The organism is Bradyrhizobium erythrophlei (genome assembly GCF_900129505.1).
In the GTDB taxonomy this organism is placed as follows: Bacteria; Pseudomonadota; Alphaproteobacteria; order Rhizobiales; family Xanthobacteraceae; genus Bradyrhizobium; species Bradyrhizobium erythrophlei_D.
The window spans coordinates 1,105,933-1,126,466 of record NZ_LT670818.1 but is presented as its reverse complement, the minus strand read 5'-3'; the positions used below and the strand labels follow the sequence as shown (position 1 = coordinate 1,126,466).

The window sequence follows — 20,534 nt, the reverse complement described above, 5'->3', positions numbered from 1 at the left end:
CCTCTAGGTCTCTGACTTGACTTCGGCGGCGTCGAGCGCCGCGGCCAGCCGCTTCTCTTCGCCGTAATACCGGGCGCGATCCCAGAACCGCGGCCGTCCGATACCGGTCGAGCGATGCCGGCCGATCAGGTTGCCGTTGGCGTCCTCGCCGACGAGGTCGTAGAGGAACAGGTCCTGGGTGATGATGGTATCGCCTTCCATGCCCATCACCTCGGTAATGTGGGTGATGCGGCGTGAGCCGTCGCGCAGGCGGGCGGCCTGGATGATGACGTCGATCGAGGCGCAGATCATCTCGCGGATGGTTCGCGACGGCAGCGAAAATCCCCCCATGGTGATCATCGATTCGCAGCGCGACAGGGCTTCGCGGGGGTTGTTGGCGTGCAGCGTGCCCATCGAGCCGTCGTGACCGGTGTTCATGGCCTGCAGCAGGTCGAATGCCTCGGGTCCGCGAACTTCGCCGACGATGATGCGTTCAGGACGCATACGCAGGCAGTTGCGGACCAGTTCGCGCATCGTGATCTGGCCTTCGCCCTCGATGTTGGGCGGGCGAGTTTCCAGCCTCACCACGTGCGGCTGCTGCAGCTGAAGTTCGGCGGCGTCTTCGCAGGTGATGATGCGCTCTTCGTCGTCGATATAGTTGGTCAGGCAGTTCAGGAGCGTCGTCTTGCCGGAGCCGGTGCCGCCGGAAATCAGCACGTTGGCCCGGCAGCGCCCGATGATCTGCAGGATCTCCGCGCCTTCCGGCGAGATCGCGCCGAACCTGACCAGTTGATCCAGCGTCAGCTTGTCCTTCTTGAATTTGCGGATCGTGAGCGCGGGGCCGTCGAGCGCCAGCGGCGGAACAATGGCGTTGACGCGGGAGCCGTCGGCGAGGCGCGCGTCGCAGATCGGCGATGATTCATCGACGCGCCGGCCGACCTGGCTGACGATGCGCTGACAGATGTTCAGCAATTGCTGATTGTCGCGAAAGCGGATTCCGGTGCGCTGGATGCGGCCGGAGACCTCGATGAACACCGTGCCCGCACCATTGACCATGATGTCGGAGATGTCGTCGCGCGACAGCAGCGGTTCCAGCGGACCGTATCCGAGGACGTCGTTGCAGATATCGTCGAGCAGTTCCTCCTGCTCGGCGATCGACATCACGATGTTCTTGATCGCGATGATCTCGTTGACGATGTCGCGGATTTCCTCGCGCGCCGACTCGCCGTCGAGCTTGGCGAGCTGGGCGAGGTCGATCGCCTCGATCAGGGCGCCGAAGATGGTCGCCTTGACCTGGTAATAATTGTCCGAGCGCCGGTTTTCGACAACGGGCGCGGCCGGCTTGGCCGGCGCCAGCGGCGGGGAGGAAACGGTCGGCGGAGGCGATGCGCTGCGCGGAACAGCCGGCGCCGCGCTGGAGGGTTCCAGCGCGCCGGTGGCGGGCTTGACCGCCCGGGATTCGATATCAGGTCCGCTACGCTTACCAAACACGACTTCACTCCACGCGGGTGGCTTACTTTGCCCGCAGCTTCTCGATCAGGGGTGACAGGAACGAACCTTTCGGCTTCTTGGTCTCGCCGCGGCCGGTCAGCCGCTGCGCGATCTGCAGGAACATCTCGGTGGTGCGGTGAGTGGCGGAGATTTCCGCGATCATCTGCCCGTTGTTGGCCGCCGAGCCGAATAATTGCGGTTCGAACGGGATGGTGGCGATCGGGTCGCTCTCGATGGCCTTGGCGAACTCGCTCGAATTGATTTCCGGCCGCTTCGGCACGCCGACTTGGTTGAGGCAGTAGAGCGGCATGCGGTCGTTGGGCCGCGACGCCTTCAGCAGGTCGAAGATATTCTTGGTGTTGCGCAGATTGGCGAGGTCAGGCGCCGCGACGATCAGGATATCGTCGGCGCTCACCAAAGCGCGCTTGGCCCAGCCCGACCATTGGTGGGGAACGTCGAGCACGATGCACGGCATGGTGGTGCGAAGCGTGTCGAAAATCGAGTCGAACGCGTCGGCGCCGAAATCGTAGACCTTGTCCAGCGTCGCCGGCGCCGCCAGCAGGCTGAGATGGTCGGTGCATTTCGACAGCAGGCGGTCGATGAAAGCGGTATCGACCCGGTCGGGCGAGAACACCGCATCCGCGATGCCTTGCGCCGGATCCTGGTTGTAGTCGAGACCCGCGGTGCCGAAGGCGAGGTCGAGATCGGCCACGACGGAATCCAGCGCGAGATCGCGCGCGATCGCCCAAGCCACGTTGTGCGCGATGGTGGAAGCGCCGACGCCGCCCTTGGCGCCGACGATGGCGATGACCCGGCCAACGGACTTGGCCTCCGGCGCCGAGAACAGCCCGCAGATCGAGCGCACCACGTCCAGCGTGTTGACCGGCGCAAGCACGTAGTCGCTGACGCCGCGGCGTACCAGTTCGCGATAGAGCGTGACGTCGTTGATGCGGCCGATCACGATGACGCGGGTTCCGGCATCGCACACGGTGGCGAGCTGGTCGAGCCCGGTCAGGATATCGGTGCGGCCTTCGGTTTCCAGGATGATCACGTTCGGCGTCGGCGCCGTGCGATAGGCCTCGATGGCGGCAGCCATGCCGCCCATCTGGATCTTGAGGTGCGCCTTGCCGAGCCGGCGGTCTTCGCCAGCCGATTGCACGGCGGCGGCGGTTTCAACCGTCTCGCAGAAGGCTTGCACGGAGACCCGCGGGGCAGGCGCAATATGATCCTCAGCCGGCGGCGTGCCCTCCGGCTGTTCCTCGGGATTCTGGCGTGCGTAGCTGATCATTTGCCTGTATCGCTGAGTTTGGCCCTGTCGGACTCGGGATAACTGGTCGCGGTCGAAGTGCCCTTGCGATACTTCTCGAACGCTTCGGCGCGTCGCATCGTGTAGGGCGGCGTTTCAGCCCGCGGTTGCACGAGGTCCGCGGGATTGTCGACCATCGCCGCCATGTTGCGCTGATAGGCGCAGCCGAAATTGAAGTACTGCTGGTTCTCGAGATAGCTCTTGTTCTTGATCGAGGGGCCGAGATCCTCCGGCCAGACGCCGCAGGGGCCGGCGACCGCCGAGATTCTCGGATAGCTCAGCCGGATCGCCGCCAGCTGGCGCGGGTCGTTGGGATGATAATGGCGCACGAGAAGTCCGCGCGGCGGCACGCCGGCGGCTGCGAGCAGGGACTGGATTTCCCGCACCGCGTCTGCGGCCGCGCGGGCGTTGGGCGTGTCGACCGGCACGTCGGCGTTGATCGCGCCGGTGCCTTCGTGGAGCCAGGTTTGTGCCAGTCCCATCACGTCGGCGCGCTGTTCGGCGGAGAGACCGCCACGGGCATGACCGACGAAGATCACCACGGATTGGTCGGCTTCCTGAACGGCGATCGGATGACGCAGGCGGTAATCGGCGGGAACGCTCGCCGTCGTCAACGCCTCATCGGTGTGCGTGCAGGCTCCCAGCGCCAGGGCCAGACCGACAAGCGCGCCGGCGATGCGCAGGGCTCGATTGCAATCGAGGGGTATTTGGGTTGTCATCGTATGATCCTCGTCCCGGCTCAGTCGGTGATAAAGCCGTAGGTGCCGCGATAATTCCGCGCCGGCTCGACGCGGCCCGGGACGCCGTAGATGCGATTGATGCTGCCGAGCAGATCGGCCTGCGGATCGGATGCCGCCGCAAACCCGTCATCCGGGCGCGACAGATCCTTCGGCGCGACGGCGCGAACGATAAAGGGCGTCACGATCACCATCAGTTCGGTCTGGTTGTTGACGTAATCCCGGCTGCGGAACAGCGACCCGAGAACCGGCAATGTCGACAGGCCGGGCAATCCGTTGATCGCCTGTTTGGTCTGATCCTGGATCAGGCCCGCCATGGCCATCGCGCCGCCCGACGGAATCTCCAGCGTCGTCTCCGCGCGGCGGGTCTTGATCGAAGGAATCGAGGTTCCACCGGCGCCGCCGTTCAAGGAGTTTTCGAGCGAGACTTCCGACACTTCGGTCATCACCCGCAGGCTGATCCGCCCCTCGGTCAGCACCACCGGTGTGAAGTTGAGCGAGATGCCGAATTTCTTGAAACTAACGGTCTGAACGCAGTTTCCGATCGCGCCGTTCGTGGTCGTCTGGCAGGTCACGCCGGTCGGAATCGGAAATTCGCCGCCCGAAATGAAGGTCGCGGACTCTCCGGAGATCGCCGTCAGGTTCGGCTCCGCCAGCGTCCGCACCACGCCCGCGCTTTCCATCGCGCGCAGCGTGGCCTGCACCGACGGCGTCGAGCCGAACGATGTCGTCAAATTGTTGGTGGGGACAAGAGGCCCGTTGTTTGCGGTGAATGGGGTGCTGTTGTTGAAGGTCACGGCCGTCGTGCCGTAATTCATGCTGGCACTGAGGTCGATGCCCATCTGCTTGACGATCGAGCGCTGCACCTCGGCGACCGTAACCTTCAGCATCACCTGGTCGCGGCCGCGGACCGTGATCGAGTTGACGACCTTGTCGGCGCCGCCGACCAACCGCGCCGCCAGATCGCCCGCCTGCTGCGCGTCGATCGGGCTGGCTGCCGAGCCGGTCAGGATCACGCCCTCGCCGAGGCCGTCGATCTGGATGTCGGCGTTGGGCAGCGTCTGCTTCAGCGCGGCGCGCACGCCGTTGAGGTCACGCTTGACCGCGATGTCGTAGGCGGCGATCTGCTGGCCCGCGGAATCGAAGAACACGATGTTGGTCTGGCCGACCGTGGCACCGATGATGTAGGCGCGCTGCGCCGAGCGGACCACGGCGTTGGCGATCTTGGGATCGGCGACCAGCACATCCTTGATGTCGCGCGGCAGGTCGATCACGATCGATTTGCCGATGCCGAGCGAGAGGAAACGCGCATTCAGCTGGCCATCGGCGACCACGGGGGCCGGCGCGCGATAATCGGCCGCCAGCACGGGCGTCAGCGCCGGATTGATCGTGAGCGCCGTGACCGCCGAAAACGACAGGGCGCGGACCAGGAAGGTCCGCATCGCCGGCTGAATTGCCCCGCATTTCATATCGAGCGTCCTTTCGATCACTTCTGTGTCGTCGTCGAGCTTGAGACGCCGTAGCGAACCACGTTGATGGTGTCACCGCCCCTCGCGGACGGATCCTGGGTGTTTTCGACCATGTGCATATCGGCGAGGCTGCGCAGCGCCAGTTGCAGCGTGCCGGTCTGGCGCGCGCGGGCCAGCATCTCGGCCTGCTCGGGCTTCAGCTCCAGCGTGACGGTCTTGCCGACCACGGCGTTCTGGCCGTCCTTTTCCTTCGGAGCCTGGTCGATCGCGAGAACGCGGATATTCGACATGATGATTTCCGATTTGACGACGTCGGGCGAGCCCGGCAGCGCGGCATTCTTCTCGCGCTTGGAAAGGATGACGTCGACGCGGTCGTTGGGCAGGATGAAGCCGCCCGCGCCGGTTTCCGGCGAGATTTCGGTCGAGATGGCACGCATGCCGGTGGGCAGGATGGCCGCCATGAAGCCGGAGCCGTTGGCCTTGACGAGTTTCGGCTCGCGGATCGGTTCGCCTGCGATGAAAGGGGCGCGTGCGATCGAGCCGGCGACCTGGGTGGTCGCGTCGGGACGCTCGTTGCGGCGGATGAAGGTATTGCTGGCCGACGCCGCCGGCCAGGTCTGCCAGACCATGTCTTGGGGCGTGACGGTCTGGCCGAGGCCGATATCGGCCTTGGCGACGAGAACGTCGACGGTCTGCAGCTGTGCTTGCGGTGCCGCCGGCTGTGGCTTGTCGTCCGACCCGCTAGCAAGATATGCGGCGACGCCGCCGGCACCGACAGCGATGCTCAGGACGACAATGCGTGCCCTATTCATTTACGCTTCACTTTCCACAAAACCCGCGCGACGGTTCCGCCGCCGTGATGGGAGTTGACCAGCTATTCGTCAAAGCATGGTTAATGAGGCGTATCTAAATCGCCTTAACGCGGGGTTTATCCGGCGCGATCAGCCAATCGCGAAGCGAGCGAGGTCGACCGCGTTGATCCATTCGGTCTCCGGGTAGACCATCAGCGCGCCGATCGCGAGCGCGATGCCGTAGGGAATGCCGCTTTCCTTGGCGTGCAGCTTGATGAGCCAGGGCTGTCCGGCGAGCTGGTAGGGCAGCGGCCATTGCCGGAACTGCAGCAGCAGCAGCGTCAGGGCGCCGCCGAACAGCGAGGCATAAACCAGATAGTCCAACAGGTGGGCAAAGCCGAACCAGAGCGCCGCCGCAGCCGCCACCTTGGCATCGCCGCCGCCCATCCAGCCCATGGCGAAGCAGCCGAAGCCCACCACGAGCACGGCCGCGCCGGCGCCGACATGGATCAGGATGTCGTAAGGCGCCATGCCGCTCATCAGCGCGAGCACCAGAAAGCCCGCCGCCAGCACCAGCGACACCCGATTCGAGATCGTCATGGTGAAAAGGTCGCTCGCGGCGGCGAACGCCATCAGAGCGGGAAACAGCAGAAGGCGCGCGATGTCGAGGATCATGGGCTTACCGGACGCGTGTGGCTGACGCGAGGTCGAAGCGTCGCAGAAGCCTAGCGGCGAGAAATGAACAATCGGGAAACTGCCCGCAGCGCTGGTCCCCTGGAAGCGTCACCATATGCTGGCGATCCGTATGAAGAGAACGACGACCGCCAGCGCCAGCGCGAGGCAGACGAGTTCCGTCGGCGCCTCTTCCCGGTGACCGGCCGTGAGCGGGTTTTTCCGGACCGCGGTTGCTTCTGGCTTACGCATCGTTACGCCACTCAACATACGGTGGAAACAACAAAGGCCCCGGACTGCCGAGGGCCTTGCCGCGTTCTCAGCACCGTGACCACGGCGCAACGCTACGGTCGGGAGCTTGAGGTGCGGTTAATTCGATCGCGCAAACATCGCCGCGTCGGCCAGTTGTCGAGCAGAGTAAATTTCCAATGAAGGGATTGATTACAATGCGGTGTGGGCTTCGGCCGCCTCGATTATAGAGTATGGGCCGGCCCGATTCACCGCTCCTTAAGCGCGGGGCGCTACCCCTTAAGTCCCTGATCAGATGAGGCCGCCATGTCGAATTTACCGCTCGAAGTCGTCGAGATGCTCGGCGGGACGATTGCCAAGGTAGTGCCGATCACGATCGGGCTGGCGCTGGTATTCTCGGTGGCGACCCATTTCTGGGCCTGCAACCCCGGCACACCCTGGTGGCGCAAGCGCGAACTGGTCACCGACCTCTGCTACTGGTTCTTGGTGCCATTGTTCGCGCGGGTATTGCGGATCGGGCTAATGGTGCTCGGCGCCGGCGTGGTCTTCAAGATTCATGACGCCGACGCGCTGATCGCCTTCTACGACAATGGCCACGGGCCCTTGTCCGAATTGCCGCTCTGGCTCCAGGCGGTTCTGTTCCTGGTGGCGTCGGACTTCATGCTGTACTGGCTGCACCGGCTGTTTCACGGCGGCGGGTTCTGGAAATACCATGCGATCCACCATTCCTCCGAGGAGCTCGACTGGATTTCGGCGGCGCGCTTCCATCCGGTGAACCTGTTCCTCGGCACCATCATGGTCGACGTCATCCTGCTGATGGCCGGGATCTCGCCGAACATCATGCTGTGGGTCGGGCCGTTCACGACCTTCCATTCGGCTTTCGTTCACGCCAACCTCAACTGGACGCTCGGCCCGTTCAAATACGTGCTGGCGACGCCGGTGTTCCACCGCTGGCATCACACCGCGCTGGAAGAGGGCGGCAATACCAACTTCGCCGGGACTTTTCCGCTCTGGGACCTGATGTTTGGCACCTTCCGGATGCCGGAAAACAAGCTGCCCGAGGTTTACGGCAAGGACGAACCGGCGATTCCGCACGAGATCGCCGGGCAGCTGGTCTATCCGTTCCGGCAACTCTAGGTCTGTAAGCTTTGTTCCGCGCCGTTTGCGGAACGTTCACACATTGACGGCTAGATTGCCCCTGTCGGGCGCCGGTCCGCTGCATATCGCTTTAGCCGGCTAGTCAACGTCCCGGGGTAGAGTATGTCGTTCAGTTTCCTGCGTGGGCGCGCGCGCGCGTCGTTCGGATTTCGGTCGCTTGCGATCGGGATGCTGCTGTGGCCGGCTGCCGTGATGGCGGAGCCGTCCGTGGATGCCATCGCGGTCAATGTCGATCAGGCCAAGCTCGTCAAACTTCCCACCCGTGTCGCCACCATCGTGGTCGGAAACCCGCTGATTGCGGATGTAACCCTGCAGACCGGCGGAATTCTCGTGGTCACCGGCAAGGGGTACGGCGCCACCAATTTCATTGCCATGGACCGCGCCGGCGAGGTGCTGGTGGACCGCGTCATCCAGGTCGAAGGTCCCACCGACCAGCTGGTCACGATCTATCGCGGGATCGACCGCGAGTCCTATAGCTGCATGCCGATCTGCCAGCGGCGCGCCACGCTTGGTGACGGCGATAGCTACTTCAAGGCGGTGATGGATCAGGCCGGCACGCTCTCCAGCCAGGCCAGCGGCAGCGCCGTGGCGGCAGGCAAGACCAACTAACCACGCCAGCCGGGTTCGGCCACAGCCGCCTGGCGGCAGGCGCCACGGTGGCGGCGACCTCGCCGCATCGCCAACAGCAGGACCGCCTCGCCGCGGTCCTTTTTTTGCGTTTCGTCGCTCCTCTGGAAACGGCTAACGCGAGGTTAACCGAAGGGGGCCCGCTGCCGCGGTCGGCTGAAACCAATCGACAATCACTTTCGGGTAATCCTTGCGGTCAGCTCGTCGCTGTTCGACTGCAAGGATTTCTCGATGTCGCGTGCCGCTTCAACAGCCTCGTTGCGAAACAGATTGCGCCGATTCCGCCGCAGCCGGCGGGGCTCGGCCGCCGTCGAATTCGCACTGGTCGCGCCGGTGTTCATCGCCCTGCTGTTTGCGATCATCGAGACATCGATGGTGTTTTTTGCAAGCCAGTATCTTGAGTCGGGCATCCAGGACAGCGGTCGGCAGCTCTATACGCATCAATTGCAGGACAGCGGATTGAGCACGGCGCAACAGGAAGCGGCGTTCAAGGCCGATCTCTGCAATCGCGTTCAGGTGCTGATGACCTGCCCCATCGATATCGATGTAAGATTCGCTCCCGCGGGCACGGCGATCGTGATCACCGACCCGATCGACGGTTCCGGAAATTACGATAACAGCAATCTTACGTTTCAGCTGCCGCCAAAGAACAGCTCGGCGACCGTCGTGGTCCGCGGCTTCTATCAATGGCCGCTGTTCGTGACCGGTCTCGGCTACAACATTGCAAATATCGGTCGTGGCACCAGTAACAGCAAAAGGCTGCTGTCCGCCACGACCGCCTTTCACGTCGAACCCTATTGATGGTTACGCCGATGCAGAAGATAGCACATCGCACAGGCCGTTTGCTTTGCGGTCTGCTCCATGATTGCCGCGGCATCGCGGCGACCGAATTCGCCGTGATTGTGCCGGTCATGCTGCTGATGTTCTTCGGCACGATCGAGTTTTCATCGGGCGTCGCGGTCGATCGCAAGATGACGCTGGTGGCGCGGCTGCTGAGCGATCTCACGTCGCAATCGCTCTCCGTGAGCGATGCCGATATCACGAATTTTACGATCACGGCCAAGGCGGAGCTGTACCCATATGATCCGACGCCGCTGAATTTAACGATAACCGAATTGTGGATCGATCCTGCGACTTCCAATGCCTATGTCCAGTGGAGCGAACCGCTGGGACCGGGGCGGCGCACGCCAGGCACTGTGGTTGCAATTCCGTCGACGATCATAGCGAAGGACACAGCGGGCAACGTAGTTGCGGGTCAGTATCTGATCTTCAGTGAAACCAGTTATCTCTACAAGCCCACTGTCGGCTATGTGATGGCAAAGGCCGGGATCAATCTGAAGGACAACGCTTATACGCGGCCGCGTCAGTCGTCCTGCGTCATTTATCCGACCCCGACGTCAGGCGTCTGGCCTGCCTGTCCGCACTAGCTTTACCCCCAAATTCACGCGCGCCCTTCAAATCCAAACGCCGTTCAAATCAAAAGGCCGCGCACGGTGCGCGGCCTTTTTATTTCGGATAAAATTTCGCAGCGTAAGCTGTCGAAATTCGTTTAGCCGGCGGCGCGAAGATTGTCGGCCGAAGACTTGCCAGAGCGGCGATCCGCCACGATTTCGTAGGAGATCTTCTGGCCTTCACGCAGCGTGCCAAGGCCGGCGCGTTCTACGGCGCTGATGTGCACGAACACGTCGTTGCCACCGTCGTCCGGTTGAATGAAGCCGAAGCCCTTGGTTGCGTTAAACCACTTCACGGTTCCCATGCTCACGGGATAGTCCCTTCTCAAGATAGGTATACTAGAAGCCTGCTTTCGACAGGCTGGTGAGATCGAATTTTTGGAAGGGTCGTCAGCGTCTAAACCGGCTGTACCGGTGGATAGCTAATGTCGTCCGGCCGAAAATCGATAAGTCATATTATTCCAAAATAGCCTTCGAAACAATCCTGACGTGCACGATTTTTTGTTCGCGCCGGATTTGCAACCTGGAGGCTGCTGCCCACGCGTCGACACGATTTCGTCACGCGCGCGGTCTTATCGCGTTTTGGAGCGAAGCCCGCGCCGCACTCGGATAGCGCGTGCGATGCCGGTTCGGGGGCAGAAAACGCGTCAAAACAAAGAACAGGGCCTTGGTCCGGGTGCGATCAGAACCAAGGCTCGAGCGCTTACCTGCGGCGGAACTGGCCGCGCGGCGGTGCACCACGCGGTGCACCCCCGGTGCCCGGACGTTCGTCCTTGTGCCGGAAGATGAGCCGGCCTTTTTCCAGGTCATAGGGCGACATCTCGATCGTCACCCGGTCGCCAGCCAGCGTCTTGATCCGGTTCTTCTTCATCTTGCCCGCGGTGTAGGCCACGATCTCGTGTCCTGCATCGAGCTGCACGCGGTAGCGTGCATCGGGGAGGATTTCGGTCACCAGTCCTTCGAACTGGATTAGCTCTTCCTTAGCCATGTTTATCTCCAGATCGATCGACGCTTAGCGTGGTCGTTGTGTGCGGTTGGGCTTGGTATTCGGACGGCTTTCGCGATGCAAAAAGGCGACGCCTTGCATCCCTTCAGCCTTGCCGCCGCCGTGCGGCGACGATGGACGGATCGGCTCATGCCGGCTGGCCTCGTGCCGGTTGGTTTGCGGAGCACCATTATTACCACCAGGACGGCGGTTACGGCGAGGCCCTTTCGCGCCCGGCGCGGCTTCATTGCTCCTGCCGGCGTGCACGCGCGGCCCGGATCTGGCCCCGCGATGTTGCGCCGGCGCCGGTGCCGCCTCGCGATGGCCCGGCGTGCGGCGGTCTTCTCTCGGCAGAGCGATGCGGATCAGCTTTTCGATGTCGCGCAGATAGCCCATTTCCTCGGCGCCCGCGATCAGCGAGATCGCGATGCCTTCGGCGCCGGCGCGCGCGGTGCGGCCGATGCGGTGGACATAGGTTTCGGGAATGTTGGGAAGATCGAAATTCACCACATGGCTGATGCCATCGACGTCAATGCCGCGGGCGGCGATGTCGGTGGCGACCAGGGTGCGGATCTCGCCGGTGCGGAAGGCCGCCAGCACCCGCTCGCGGTGGTTCTGCGACTTGTTGCCGTGAATGGCGTCGGCGGTGATGCCGGCCCGGGCGAGGCCCTTCACCACCTTGTCCGCGCCGTGCTTGGTGCGGGTAAAGACCAGCGCGCGGCCGACTGTCTCCTCCTTCAGGAGCTGCGCCAGCAAGGTGGGCTTGGCCGAATGATCGACCTGGATGATGCGCTGGGTGATGCGCTCGACGGTCGAGGCGACCGGCGTCACCGCCACCCGCGCCGGATCCCGCAGCATCGCCTCGGCGAGTTCGGCGATATCCTTCGGCATCGTCGCCGAGAAGAACAGCGTCTGCCGCTTGACCGGCAGCTTGGCGACGATCTTCCTGATGTCGTTAATGAAGCCCATGTCGAGCATGCGGTCGGCCTCGTCGAGGACCAGGAACTCGACCTGTCCGAGTTTCAGCCCGTTGCTCTGCACGAGATCGAGCAGCCGGCCGGGCGTGGCGACCAGCACTTCGACGCCCGGCATGATCGAGCGGACCTGCCGTCCCATCGGGACGCCGCCGATCGCCAGCGTCGAGGTCAGGCGCATGTGGCGGCCATAGGCATTGAAGCTGTCGAGGATCTGTCCGGACAATTCACGCGTCGGCGAGAGCACCAGCACGCGGCAGGCCTTGGGCTGCGGCTTGACGCGATTTTCGAGGATCCGATGCAGGATCGGAAGCGCGAAGGACGCGGTCTTGCCGGTGCCGGTCTGGGCGATACCGACGACGTCACGGCCGGCTAGCGCGAGGGGGATGGTTTGCGCCTGGATGGGCGTGGGCGTGAGATAATTCTCTTCTTTGAGTGCACGCGAGATGGGATCGGCAAGGCCGAAATCCTGAAAGGAGGTCAAAAGGAGGGTTCTTTCCATTAAACAAGGCAGGCGCCCGGCGGTGTTCGCCAGGAGCGCGCGAGGGTGTCAGAGACACCCGCGTGTTTGGGGCGTCGGTTTTGGTTAGCTGAAGGGGCAAGCCAGAAACCGTTGGACGGGCTCAGAACACGCGGCTCGCAATGACCCGGTGATTCCCTGGGTCGTGGTACTCATATGGAACACGAACGCGGCGCTTTCAAGGTCAATCGCGCCGTCGGCCGGTTACGCGGTTAAGAAAGCCCGTCAAACGAGGCGTTTCATGCCGATTTGAGGCCTGTTTACGCGCTGCGCTGCAAAAAATGCGATGCCGCAAATATAGACAATCCGCCTTATTTGCTCATTAAATAGACAGTTTGCCGCTTAGGCATACATTTTTTTGGTTCAAAAATTAGGCAGATAGCCTCGAAGTTTTGGCGTTATTTGCCAAATTCACAAGTTGAATCATTGGGTTGCTGCCATTGCACACCGTGGCATGGTTCTTGCGATTCCATTAACGCAGGCGGCCGTGGGGCCGTTCGCAGCGTTTAACGCCTGCGTCAGGGAGATGACACCTCATGCTTACTAAATTTTCTCACGATATAGCGACGCCTTTGAGCCGCCGCCGCTGGCTGGCGGCCACCGCCGGGCTCGTTTTGGGCTTGGCCGGCTTTACTTCAGCCAAGGCGGCCGACGACACCATCAAGGTCGGTGTCCTTCATTCCCTCTCCGGCACGATGGCCATCAGCGAAACCACGCTGAAGGACACGGTGCTGTTCATGATCGATGAGCAGAACAAGAAGGGCGGCGTGCTTGGCAAGAAGCTCGAGGCTGTCGTCGTCGACCCCGCGTCGAACTGGCCGCTGTTCGCGGAAAAGGCCCGTGAGTTGATCACCAAGGACAAGGTCGCGGTCGTGTTCGGCTGCTGGACCTCGGTGTCGCGCAAATCGGTGCTGCCGGTATTCAAGGAACTGAACTCGATCCTGTTCTATCCGGTGCAGTATGAAGGCGAAGAGAGCGAGCGCAACGTGTTCTATACCGGTGCGGCGCCGAACCAGCAGGCGATCCCTGCCGTCGATTATCTGATGAAGGAAGAAAAGGTGAAGCGCTGGGTGCTGGCGGGCACCGACTACGTCTATCCGCGCACCACCAACAAGATTCTCGAAGCCTACTTGAAGTCGAAAGGCGTCAAGCAGGAAGACATCATGATCAACTACACGCCGTTCGGTCACTCCGACTGGCAGACCATCGTCGCCGACATCAAGAAGTTCGGCTCCGCCGGCAAGAAGACCGCGGTGGTCTCGACCATCAACGGCGACGCCAACGTTCCCTTCTACAAGGAGCTCGGCAACCAGGGCATCAAGGCTACCGATATCCCGGTCGTCGCCTTCTCGGTCGGCGAAGAAGAACTCGCCGGCATCGACACCAAGCCGCTGCTCGGCCATCTCGCCGCCTGGAACTACTTCGAGTCGATCAAGACCCCGGCGAACGAGAAGTTCATCAAGGAATGGCAGGCCTACACCAAGAACCCGAAGCGCACGACCAACGATCCGATGGAAGCCACCTATATCGGCTTCAACATGTGGGTGAAGGCGGTCGAGAAGGCGAAGTCGACCGACGCCGACAAGGTGATCGACGCGCTGCCCGGCACCAAGACCGCGAACCTGACCGGCGGCACGTCCGAGCTGTTGCCCAACCACCACATCACCAAGCCGGTGTTCATCGGCGAGATCAAGGGCAATGGCCAATTCGACGTGGTCTGGAAGACCCCCGGCCTGGTCGCCGGCGATGCGTGGTCGAAGGAACTGCCTGATTCCAAGGACCTGATCGGCGATTGGGTCGGCAAGAAGTGCGGCAACTACAACACCAAGACCAACAAGTGCGGCGGTCAGGGCTCCTGATCAACCTCTAGAGCATGATCCGGCAAAGTGGGTACCGGTTTTCCCTCGACAAACGCGAAGCGTTTGCTCGGAGATCATGCTCAACCAAAGAGACGAGATCATGATCCGATTTAATCCAATCGGATCATGATCCAAGTCGCAATCAACAAGGGAGGGCGGCGATGTCCGCCGCCCTCCTGTTGCTCCTGCCGGGGTCGTCCAGTGCTTAGCCAGGTTTTGAGAAATTTCCGCGCGCTGCCCTTCGCCATATTGTTGATCGTCGCGACGATATTGCCCGCGATGGCGGGCGCGTTTGAAGACGCGGTCGCCAAATTCGCAAACGACGAATTTTCTGATACCGAGGAAGCCGTCGATACGCTCGCCACCAGCAGCAATCCGCTCGCCTACGCCATTGTCAGCGCGCTGCAGGACGACCGGCTGATGGCCGATCCGGACACCAAGAAGATCTATGTCAAGCAGCCCGACGGCAAGATCATCGACGCCCTGACCGGCGCGCCGGTCGACAGCATTCCCGACAGCGCCGCGTCCGTACGTCTCAACAACAAGCTGCGCCGTCACGTCGAGGCCGCACTCGGCAGCCTGACATTGCAGTCGCCCGACCCCGCCAAACGCGTGCAGGCCGCGCAGTCGGTGTTCAAGACCCACGACGAGGCCATGCTGCCGGCGATCGACAGCGCGCTGGCGAAGGAGACCAACAAGGACGCCAGGCTGGCGTTTTCCGAGGCCCGCGCCGCAATCCTGTTGTTCAAGGAAGACGCCACCGAACCCGAGAAGCTTGAAGCCATCGGCATCATCCGGGCCCGCGGCGATCAGGAAGCCCTGGCGCTGCTGACGGGCCTGACCGGCGAGCAGCCGCCGCTGGTCGCGCGCGCCGCGGCCGCCGCCACGACCGCGATCCAGAACAAGCTCGCGTTGTGGTCGATGGTGCAGAATGCCTGGTACGGCCTGTCGCTCGGCTCGGTGCTGCTGCTGGCGGCCATCGGCCTTGCCATCACCTTCGGGGTGATGGGCGTCATCAACATGGCGCATGGCGAGATGGTGATGATCGGGGCCTATGTCACCTTCGTGGTGCAGCAGACCATCCGCACCAGCTTTCCCGGCCTGTTCGACTATTCGCTGCTGATCGCGGTGCCGCTCGCCTTCCTCGTCGCCGGTGCCATCGGCGTGCTGATCGAGCGCACCATCATCCGCTTCCTCTACGGCCGGCCGCTGGAAACGCTGCTGGCCACCTGGGGCCTGTCGCTGGTCCTGCAGCAGGCCGTGCGCACCATGTTCGGCCCCACCAACCAGGAGGTCGGCAATCCCTCCTGGATGAGCGGCGCCTTCGATCTCGGCCAGATCACCATCACCTACAACAGGCTGTGGATTCTCTGCTTCACGCTTGCCGTGTTTGCGATCCTGCTGGCGATGCTGCGCTACACCGCGCTCGGTCTGGAGATGCGGGCGGTGACGCAAAATCGCCGGATGGCGGCTTCGATGGGGATCGCGACCTCCCGCGTCGACGCGCTGACCTTCGGCCTCGGCTCCGGCATCGCCGGCATCGCCGGTGTGGCGCTGTCGCAGATCGACAATGTCAGCCCGAACCTCGGCCAGAGCTATATCATCGACTCCTTCATGGTGGTGGTGTTCGGCGGCGTCGGCAATCTCTGGGGCACGCTGGTCGGCGCGTTCACGCTCGGCATCGCCAACAAGTTCCTCGAGCCGGTGGCCGGCGCCGTGCTCGGCAAGATCGCTATTCTGGTGCTCATCATCCTGTTCATCCAGAAGCGGCCGCGCGGGCTGTTCGCGCTCAAGGGGCGGGCGGTGGAAGCATGATGCCGCACGTGCTGACCCGCTCGCTGGATCGCAGCGCGACCGTATTCCTGCTCGTGGTTGCCGCCTGCGGCGTGCTGATCCCGCTGTCGAACCTGCTGCTGCCGGCGGGCTCCTTCCTGCAGGTGCCGACCTATCTGGTCGCGCTGTGGGGCAAATATGTCTGCTACGCCATCCTGGCGCTGGCGATCGACCTGATCTGGGGTTATTGCGGCATCCTCTCGCTCGGCCACGGCGCGTTTTTCGCGCTCGGCGGCTACGCGATGGGCATGTATCTGATGCGCCAGATCGGCAGCCGCGGCGTCTACGGCAATCCGATATTGCCCGACTTCATGGTGTTCCTGAACTATCCGAAGCTGCCCTGGTACTGGAACGGTTTTGACATGTTCTGGTTCGCGGCCGTGATGGTGCTTCTGGTCCCGGGGCTACTGGCCTTCTGCTTCGGCTGGCTGGCGTTCCGCTCCCGCGTCACCGGCGTCTATCTGTCGATCATCACGCAGGCGATGACCTACGCGCTGCTGCTGGCGTTCTTTCGCAACGATTTCGGTTTCGGCGGCAATAACGGCCTCACCGACTTCAAGGACATATTGGGCCTCAACGTGCAGGCCGAGGGCACACGCGCGGCGCTGTTTGCGCTGAGTTGCGTAGCACTGATCATCGCCTTCCTGATCTGCCGCGCGGTGGTGACTTCCAAGCTCGGCAAGGTCCTGATCGCGGTGCGCGACGCCGAATCCCGCACGCGGTTTCTCGGCTACCGTGTCGAATCCTACAAGCTGTTCGTGTTCACGCTGTCGGCCTGCATGGCCGGCGTCGCCGGCGCGCTCTATGTGCCACAGGTCGGCATCATCAACCCCGGCGAATTCGCGCCGGGCAATTCGATCGAGGCGGTGATCTGGGTCGCGGTCGGCGGCCGGGGCACGCTGATCGGCGCCGCGCTCGGCGCCGTCGTCGTCAATTACGCAAAAACCTTCTTCACCTCGGGCGCGCTGGCGCCGTACTGGCTGTTCATGCTGGGCGCGCTGTTCATCCTGGTGACACTGTTGCTGCCGAAGGGGATCGTCGGCACCTTCAATGCCTGGTGGGAGCCGTGGAAAGCGAACCGAATGGCGGTCACGGCCAATGCCGCCAGTGCTGCGCGCGAAGACGGCGTCTCAGAACCGAACATGGCGGAGTGAGCGATGAACGTCATGGATTCCCGGGCGACTTCGGCGCTGCTCTATCTCGACGGCGTGCACGTCTCGTTCGACGGCTTTCACGCCATCAACAACCTGTCGCTGACGCTGGCGCCCGGCGAGATGCGTGCCGTCATCGGCCCCAACGGCGCCGGCAAGACCACGATGATGGACATCATCACCGGCAAGACCAAGCCGGACGAAGGCGAGGTGCTGTTCGACGGCGTCACCGATTTGACGCGGCTGGACGAGACCCGGATCGCCGAGCTCGGGATCGGCCGGAAATTCCAGAAGCCGACGGTGTTCGAGAGCCAGACCATCGAGGACAATCTCCTGCTGGCGCTCAATGTCGACCACAGCGTCAAGGGCACGCTGTTCTGGCGTGGCAGCCGGCCCGAGAGCGAGCGCATCGAGAAGGTGCTGGAAACCATCCGGCTGGCCGATGCGCGCAACCGCCTGGCCGGCAGCCTGTCGCATGGCCAGAAGCAGTGGCTCGAGATCGGCATGCTGCTGGCGCAGGATCCGAAGCTGCTGCTGGTCGACGAACCCGTCGCAGGAATGACCGACGTCGAAACCCATCAGACCGCCGAGCTTCTGAAGGAGATCAACAAGGAAAAGACCGTGATGGTGGTCGAGCACGACATGACCTTCGTCCGTGAACTCGGCGTCAAGGTGACCTGCCTGCACGAAGGCTCGGTGCTGGCGGAGGGGACCATCGATCAGGTCTCGTCGAACGAGCGCGTGATCGAAGTGTATCTGGGTAGATGAAGGGGCGAATGGCGAGTAGCGAATGGCGAATGGGAATTCTTTCTGACTATTCGCTACTCGCTATTCGCTACTCGCCATATTGAGGACGTGCCACATGCTCGACGTCAACAACATCAGCCTCTATTACGGCGCGGCGCAGGCACTGCGCGGCGTCTCGATCTCGGCCGAGCCGGGCAAGGTGACCTGCGTGCTGGGGCGCAACGGCGTCGGCAAGACCTCGCTGCTGCGCGCCATGGTCGGCCAGTATCCGATCGCCTCGGGCTCGATCGTGTTCGACGGCGCCGACATCACGGGGCTGAAACCCTATGAGCGCGCGCGCAAGGGCATCGGCTTCGTGCCGCAAGGCCGCGAGATCTTCCCGCTGCTGACGGTGGAGGAAAATCTCAAGACCGGCTTTGGGCCCTTGAAGCGCGACGATCGCAATATCCCGGATGACGTGTTCTCGCTGTTTCCGGTGCTGCAGTCGATGCTGGGCCGCCGCGGCGGCGACCTTTCCGGCGGCCAGCAGCAGCAGCTCGCCATCGGACGCGCGCTGGTGATGCGGCCCAAGCTGCTGCTGCTCGACGAGCCGACCGAGGGTATCCAGCCGTCGATCATCAAGGACATCGGCCGCGCGATCCAGTATCTGCGCAGCCTCGGCAACATCGCGATCGTGCTGGTCGAACAATATCTCGACTTTGCCTGCGAGCTCGGCGACAATTTTGCCGTGATGGACCGGGGCGCGGTGAAATATGCCTGCGATCGCAGCGCTATGGACCCCGCCGAAATAAGCCGTCAAATGGCGCTGTAGACTGGATTTATGACGCGACCGGCAGGGGTCGCGCGTCCTGTCTGGAAGAATTTGGGGACGGATGCGGACCGGGACCACCAGCGCGACTTCGGCGATCTTCGCGGCCAATCGGGCCCAGGGCTCGGTGATTTTCGACGTGCATCAGGTCGAAGGGCTGACCCGCCGCCACCATCTGCATGAATCAGGTTCCTTGCGCGTCCGCTTTCCCTCGCCCGAGGCCGACGGGCTGTCGGCGGTGTTCGTCAACACCGCCGGCGGCGTCGCCGGCGGCGACCGGTTCGGCATCGAGATCGCGGCAGGCGAGGGGACGCGCCTTTCGGTGACGACCGCGGCGGCGGAAAAAATCTACCGGGCCGAGGGACCGGCCGCGCAGCTCGACATCTCCCTGAAGGCGGCTGCGGGCGCGCAGATCGCCTGGCTGCCGCAGGAAACCATCCTGTTCGACCGGGCGCGGGTATCGCGCCACATCGATATTGACCTTGCGGACAGCGCCTCGCTCTTGCTCTGCGAAATCGTGGTGTTCGGCCGCACCGCGATGGGCGAACGAATGCTGTCGGGCGAGTTCACCGACCGCTGGCGGCTCTCCCGCGGCGGCCGGCTGGTATTCGCCGAGAATATCCGACTCGACGGTGACATCGGCGAAAAGCTCGGCAGAGCGGCGGTCGCCAGGGGTGGCGTCGCAATCGGCACCGCGCTGATCGTGCCCGGCGACGAGGCGTTGGTGGAGCGGATCCGCGAGTTGACGACATCCTTCGGCGGCGAGGTCGGCATCTCCTCCTGGAACGGGTTTGCAATGGCGCGTTTCTGTGCCCAAGATGCGGGGAAGCTTCGCGCCGACATGATGGCGGTGCTCGGCCGTGCCTCGGGTCAGGCGCTGCCGCGGCTATGGCTCAATTAGATGCGCAGGCTCGATTCGATTGTGGCTCAACCAGATCAGACGAAATTTATCAGAGTGCTCGCATGAATCTCTCTCCCCGCGAAAAGGACAAGCTGCTGATTTCCATGGCGGCGATGGTGGCGCGGCGCCGGCTGGAGCGCGGCGTCAAGCTCAACCATCCCGAAGCCATCGCCATCATCTCGGATTTCATCGTTGAGGGCGCCCGCGACGGCCGCACCGTGGCCGATTTGATGCAGGCCGGTGCGCAGGTTGTCACCCGCGCGCAGTGCATGGACGGCATCGCCGAGATGATCCACGACATCCAGGTCGAGGCGACGTTTCCGGACGGGACAAAACTCGTCACCGTGCACGAGCCGATCCGGTGAGAATTCTAAGTCGTCATTCCGGGGCGGCCGGAACGGCCGAACCCGGAATCCAGAGGTAATTGATCGAGATTCTCTGATGTGCAATCGCACACCAGAGTTCGAGGCTTCGCCTCGCCCCGGAATGACGTAGGAAGGTGAAAAATGATTCCAGGCGAACTCTTCATTCAGGACGGCGAGATCGAACTCAATGCCGGCCGCAAGACGGTGACACTCACAGTCGCGAATACCGGCGACCGGCCGATCCAGGTCGGCTCGCACTACCATTTCTTCGAGACCAATCCGGCGCTGAAATTCGAGCGCAAGAAGGCGCACGGCATGCGGCTTGACATCGCCGCCGGCACCGCGGTGCGGTTCGAGCCCGGCCAGACCCGCGACGTGCAACTGGTGACGCTCGCCGGCAAGCGCACGGTCTACGGCTTCCGCGGCGAGGTGATGGGGAAGCTGTGATTCTTCTGGAGGCG

The 20,534-nt window shown here is 63.0% G+C and carries 22 protein-coding genes; 12 read left to right on the top strand and 10 right to left on the bottom strand.

The features are described from left to right. Positions 1 to 3 precede the first annotated feature (3 nt). The 7 genes from B5525_RS05380 to B5525_RS43610 all read right to left on the bottom strand — a co-directional run bounded on the left by B5525_RS05380 (position 4) and on the right by B5525_RS43610 (position 6,697). The gene (locus B5525_RS05380; RefSeq protein ID WP_079565071.1) at positions 4 to 1,470 is read right to left on the bottom strand and encodes a CpaF family protein; all 1,467 of its coding nucleotides are present in this window, start codon (positions 1,468 to 1,470) and stop codon (positions 4 to 6) included. A 22-nt stretch (positions 1,471 to 1,492) separates the two neighbouring features. Further along, positions 1,493 to 2,758, bottom strand: a complete 1,266-nt coding sequence (locus B5525_RS05375; protein WP_079565070.1) for an AAA family ATPase — start codon at positions 2,756 to 2,758, stop codon at positions 1,493 to 1,495. After that, positions 2,755 to 3,495, bottom strand: coding sequence for a CpaD family pilus assembly protein (locus B5525_RS05370; protein WP_079565069.1), 741 nt, complete (start codon positions 3,493 to 3,495; stop codon positions 2,755 to 2,757). The genes B5525_RS05375 and B5525_RS05370 overlap by 4 nt, the downstream gene beginning before the upstream one ends. A 20-nt stretch (positions 3,496 to 3,515) precedes the next feature. After that, positions 3,516 to 4,982 carry a type II and III secretion system protein family protein gene (locus B5525_RS05365; protein WP_079572974.1) on the bottom strand — a complete coding sequence of 489 codons (1,467 nt, stop codon included), beginning with the start codon at positions 4,980 to 4,982 and terminating at the stop codon, positions 3,516 to 3,518. 17 nt (positions 4,983 to 4,999) lie between these two features. Beyond that, positions 5,000 to 5,794 carry a Flp pilus assembly protein CpaB gene (gene cpaB / locus B5525_RS05360; protein WP_079565068.1) on the bottom strand — a complete coding sequence of 265 codons (795 nt, stop codon included), beginning with the start codon at positions 5,792 to 5,794 and terminating at the stop codon, positions 5,000 to 5,002. Between the two features lie 129 nt (positions 5,795 to 5,923). Then, a complete protein-coding gene (locus tag B5525_RS05355) occupies positions 5,924 to 6,448 on the bottom strand; it encodes an A24 family peptidase (RefSeq protein WP_079565067.1) in 525 nt (174 codons plus the stop codon). A 108-nt stretch (positions 6,449 to 6,556) separates the two neighbouring features. Then, positions 6,557 to 6,697, bottom strand: a complete 141-nt coding sequence (locus B5525_RS43610) for a hypothetical protein (RefSeq protein ID WP_154073072.1) — start codon at positions 6,695 to 6,697, stop codon at positions 6,557 to 6,559. 303 nt (positions 6,698 to 7,000) lie between these two features. On the opposite strand from B5525_RS43610, the gene B5525_RS05350 reads away from it, so the two are divergent. The 4 genes from B5525_RS05350 (at position 7,001) to B5525_RS05335 (ending at position 9,906) form a co-directional block, all read left to right on the top strand. Beyond that, a complete protein-coding gene (locus tag B5525_RS05350) occupies positions 7,001 to 7,831 on the top strand; it encodes a sterol desaturase family protein (protein WP_079565066.1) in 831 nt (276 codons plus the stop codon). Between the two features lie 123 nt (positions 7,832 to 7,954). Next, positions 7,955 to 8,461, top strand: a complete 507-nt coding sequence (locus tag B5525_RS05345; RefSeq protein WP_079565065.1) for a pilus assembly protein N-terminal domain-containing protein — start codon at positions 7,955 to 7,957, stop codon at positions 8,459 to 8,461. A gap of 249 nt (positions 8,462 to 8,710) precedes the next feature. Further along, positions 8,711 to 9,280: a TadE/TadG family type IV pilus assembly protein gene (locus tag B5525_RS05340; protein ID WP_079565064.1), complete on the top strand. Its 570-nt coding sequence runs from the start codon at positions 8,711 to 8,713 to the stop codon at positions 9,278 to 9,280. An 11-nt stretch (positions 9,281 to 9,291) separates the two neighbouring features. Next, on the top strand, positions 9,292 to 9,906 hold the full coding sequence (locus tag B5525_RS05335; protein WP_244567836.1) for a TadE/TadG family type IV pilus assembly protein: 615 nt from the start codon (positions 9,292 to 9,294) through the stop codon (positions 9,904 to 9,906). 122 nt (positions 9,907 to 10,028) lie between these two features. Here the strand turns inward: B5525_RS05335 and B5525_RS05330 are convergent, their stop codons facing one another. The 3 genes from B5525_RS05330 to B5525_RS05320 form a co-directional block, all read right to left on the bottom strand. Next, complete coding sequence (locus B5525_RS05330) at positions 10,029 to 10,241, bottom strand: cold-shock protein (protein ID WP_011474122.1); 213 nt, start codon at positions 10,239 to 10,241, stop codon at positions 10,029 to 10,031. Between the two features lie 392 nt (positions 10,242 to 10,633). After that, a complete protein-coding gene (infA, locus tag B5525_RS05325; RefSeq protein ID WP_079565062.1) occupies positions 10,634 to 10,918 on the bottom strand; it encodes a translation initiation factor IF-1 in 285 nt (94 codons plus the stop codon). 24 nt (positions 10,919 to 10,942) lie between these two features. After that, positions 10,943 to 12,391, bottom strand: a complete 1,449-nt coding sequence (locus B5525_RS05320) for a DEAD/DEAH box helicase (RefSeq protein ID WP_079565061.1) — start codon at positions 12,389 to 12,391, stop codon at positions 10,943 to 10,945. Positions 12,392 to 12,945: 554 nt separating this feature from the next. On the opposite strand from B5525_RS05320, the gene urtA reads away from it, so the two are divergent. The 8 genes from urtA to B5525_RS05280 all read left to right on the top strand — a co-directional run bounded on the left by urtA (position 12,946) and on the right by B5525_RS05280 (position 20,520). Then, entirely contained in the window at positions 12,946 to 14,268 is a 1,323-nt protein-coding gene (gene urtA / locus B5525_RS05315) for an urea ABC transporter substrate-binding protein (protein ID WP_079565060.1), read from the top strand. A 279-nt stretch (positions 14,269 to 14,547) separates the two neighbouring features. After that, positions 14,548 to 16,083, top strand: a complete 1,536-nt coding sequence (gene urtB / locus B5525_RS05310; RefSeq protein ID WP_244568000.1) for an urea ABC transporter permease subunit UrtB — start codon at positions 14,548 to 14,550, stop codon at positions 16,081 to 16,083. Continuing rightward, complete coding sequence (gene urtC, locus B5525_RS05305) at positions 16,080 to 17,255, top strand: urea ABC transporter permease subunit UrtC (protein WP_079565058.1); 1,176 nt, start codon at positions 16,080 to 16,082, stop codon at positions 17,253 to 17,255. Before urtB ends, urtC begins: the two co-directional genes overlap by 4 nt. Positions 17,256 to 17,258: 3 nt before the next feature. Beyond that, positions 17,259 to 18,020: an urea ABC transporter ATP-binding protein UrtD gene (gene urtD, locus B5525_RS05300; protein ID WP_079565057.1), complete on the top strand. Its 762-nt coding sequence runs from the start codon at positions 17,259 to 17,261 to the stop codon at positions 18,018 to 18,020. 94 nt (positions 18,021 to 18,114) lie between these two features. Then, positions 18,115 to 18,810, top strand: a complete 696-nt coding sequence (gene urtE / locus B5525_RS05295) for an urea ABC transporter ATP-binding subunit UrtE (RefSeq protein ID WP_079565056.1) — start codon at positions 18,115 to 18,117, stop codon at positions 18,808 to 18,810. Positions 18,811 to 18,871: 61 nt separating this feature from the next. Next, positions 18,872 to 19,708 (top strand): urease accessory protein UreD, encoded by an 837-nt coding sequence (locus B5525_RS05290; RefSeq protein WP_079565055.1) that lies wholly within the window; start codon positions 18,872 to 18,874, stop codon positions 19,706 to 19,708. Positions 19,709 to 19,770: 62 nt separating this feature from the next. Beyond that, positions 19,771 to 20,073 carry an urease subunit gamma gene (locus tag B5525_RS05285; protein WP_079565054.1) on the top strand — a complete coding sequence of 101 codons (303 nt, stop codon included), beginning with the start codon at positions 19,771 to 19,773 and terminating at the stop codon, positions 20,071 to 20,073. A gap of 141 nt (positions 20,074 to 20,214) precedes the next feature. Further along, positions 20,215 to 20,520 carry an urease subunit beta gene (locus tag B5525_RS05280; RefSeq protein WP_079565053.1) on the top strand — a complete coding sequence of 102 codons (306 nt, stop codon included), beginning with the start codon at positions 20,215 to 20,217 and terminating at the stop codon, positions 20,518 to 20,520. Positions 20,521 to 20,534 lie beyond the last annotated feature (14 nt).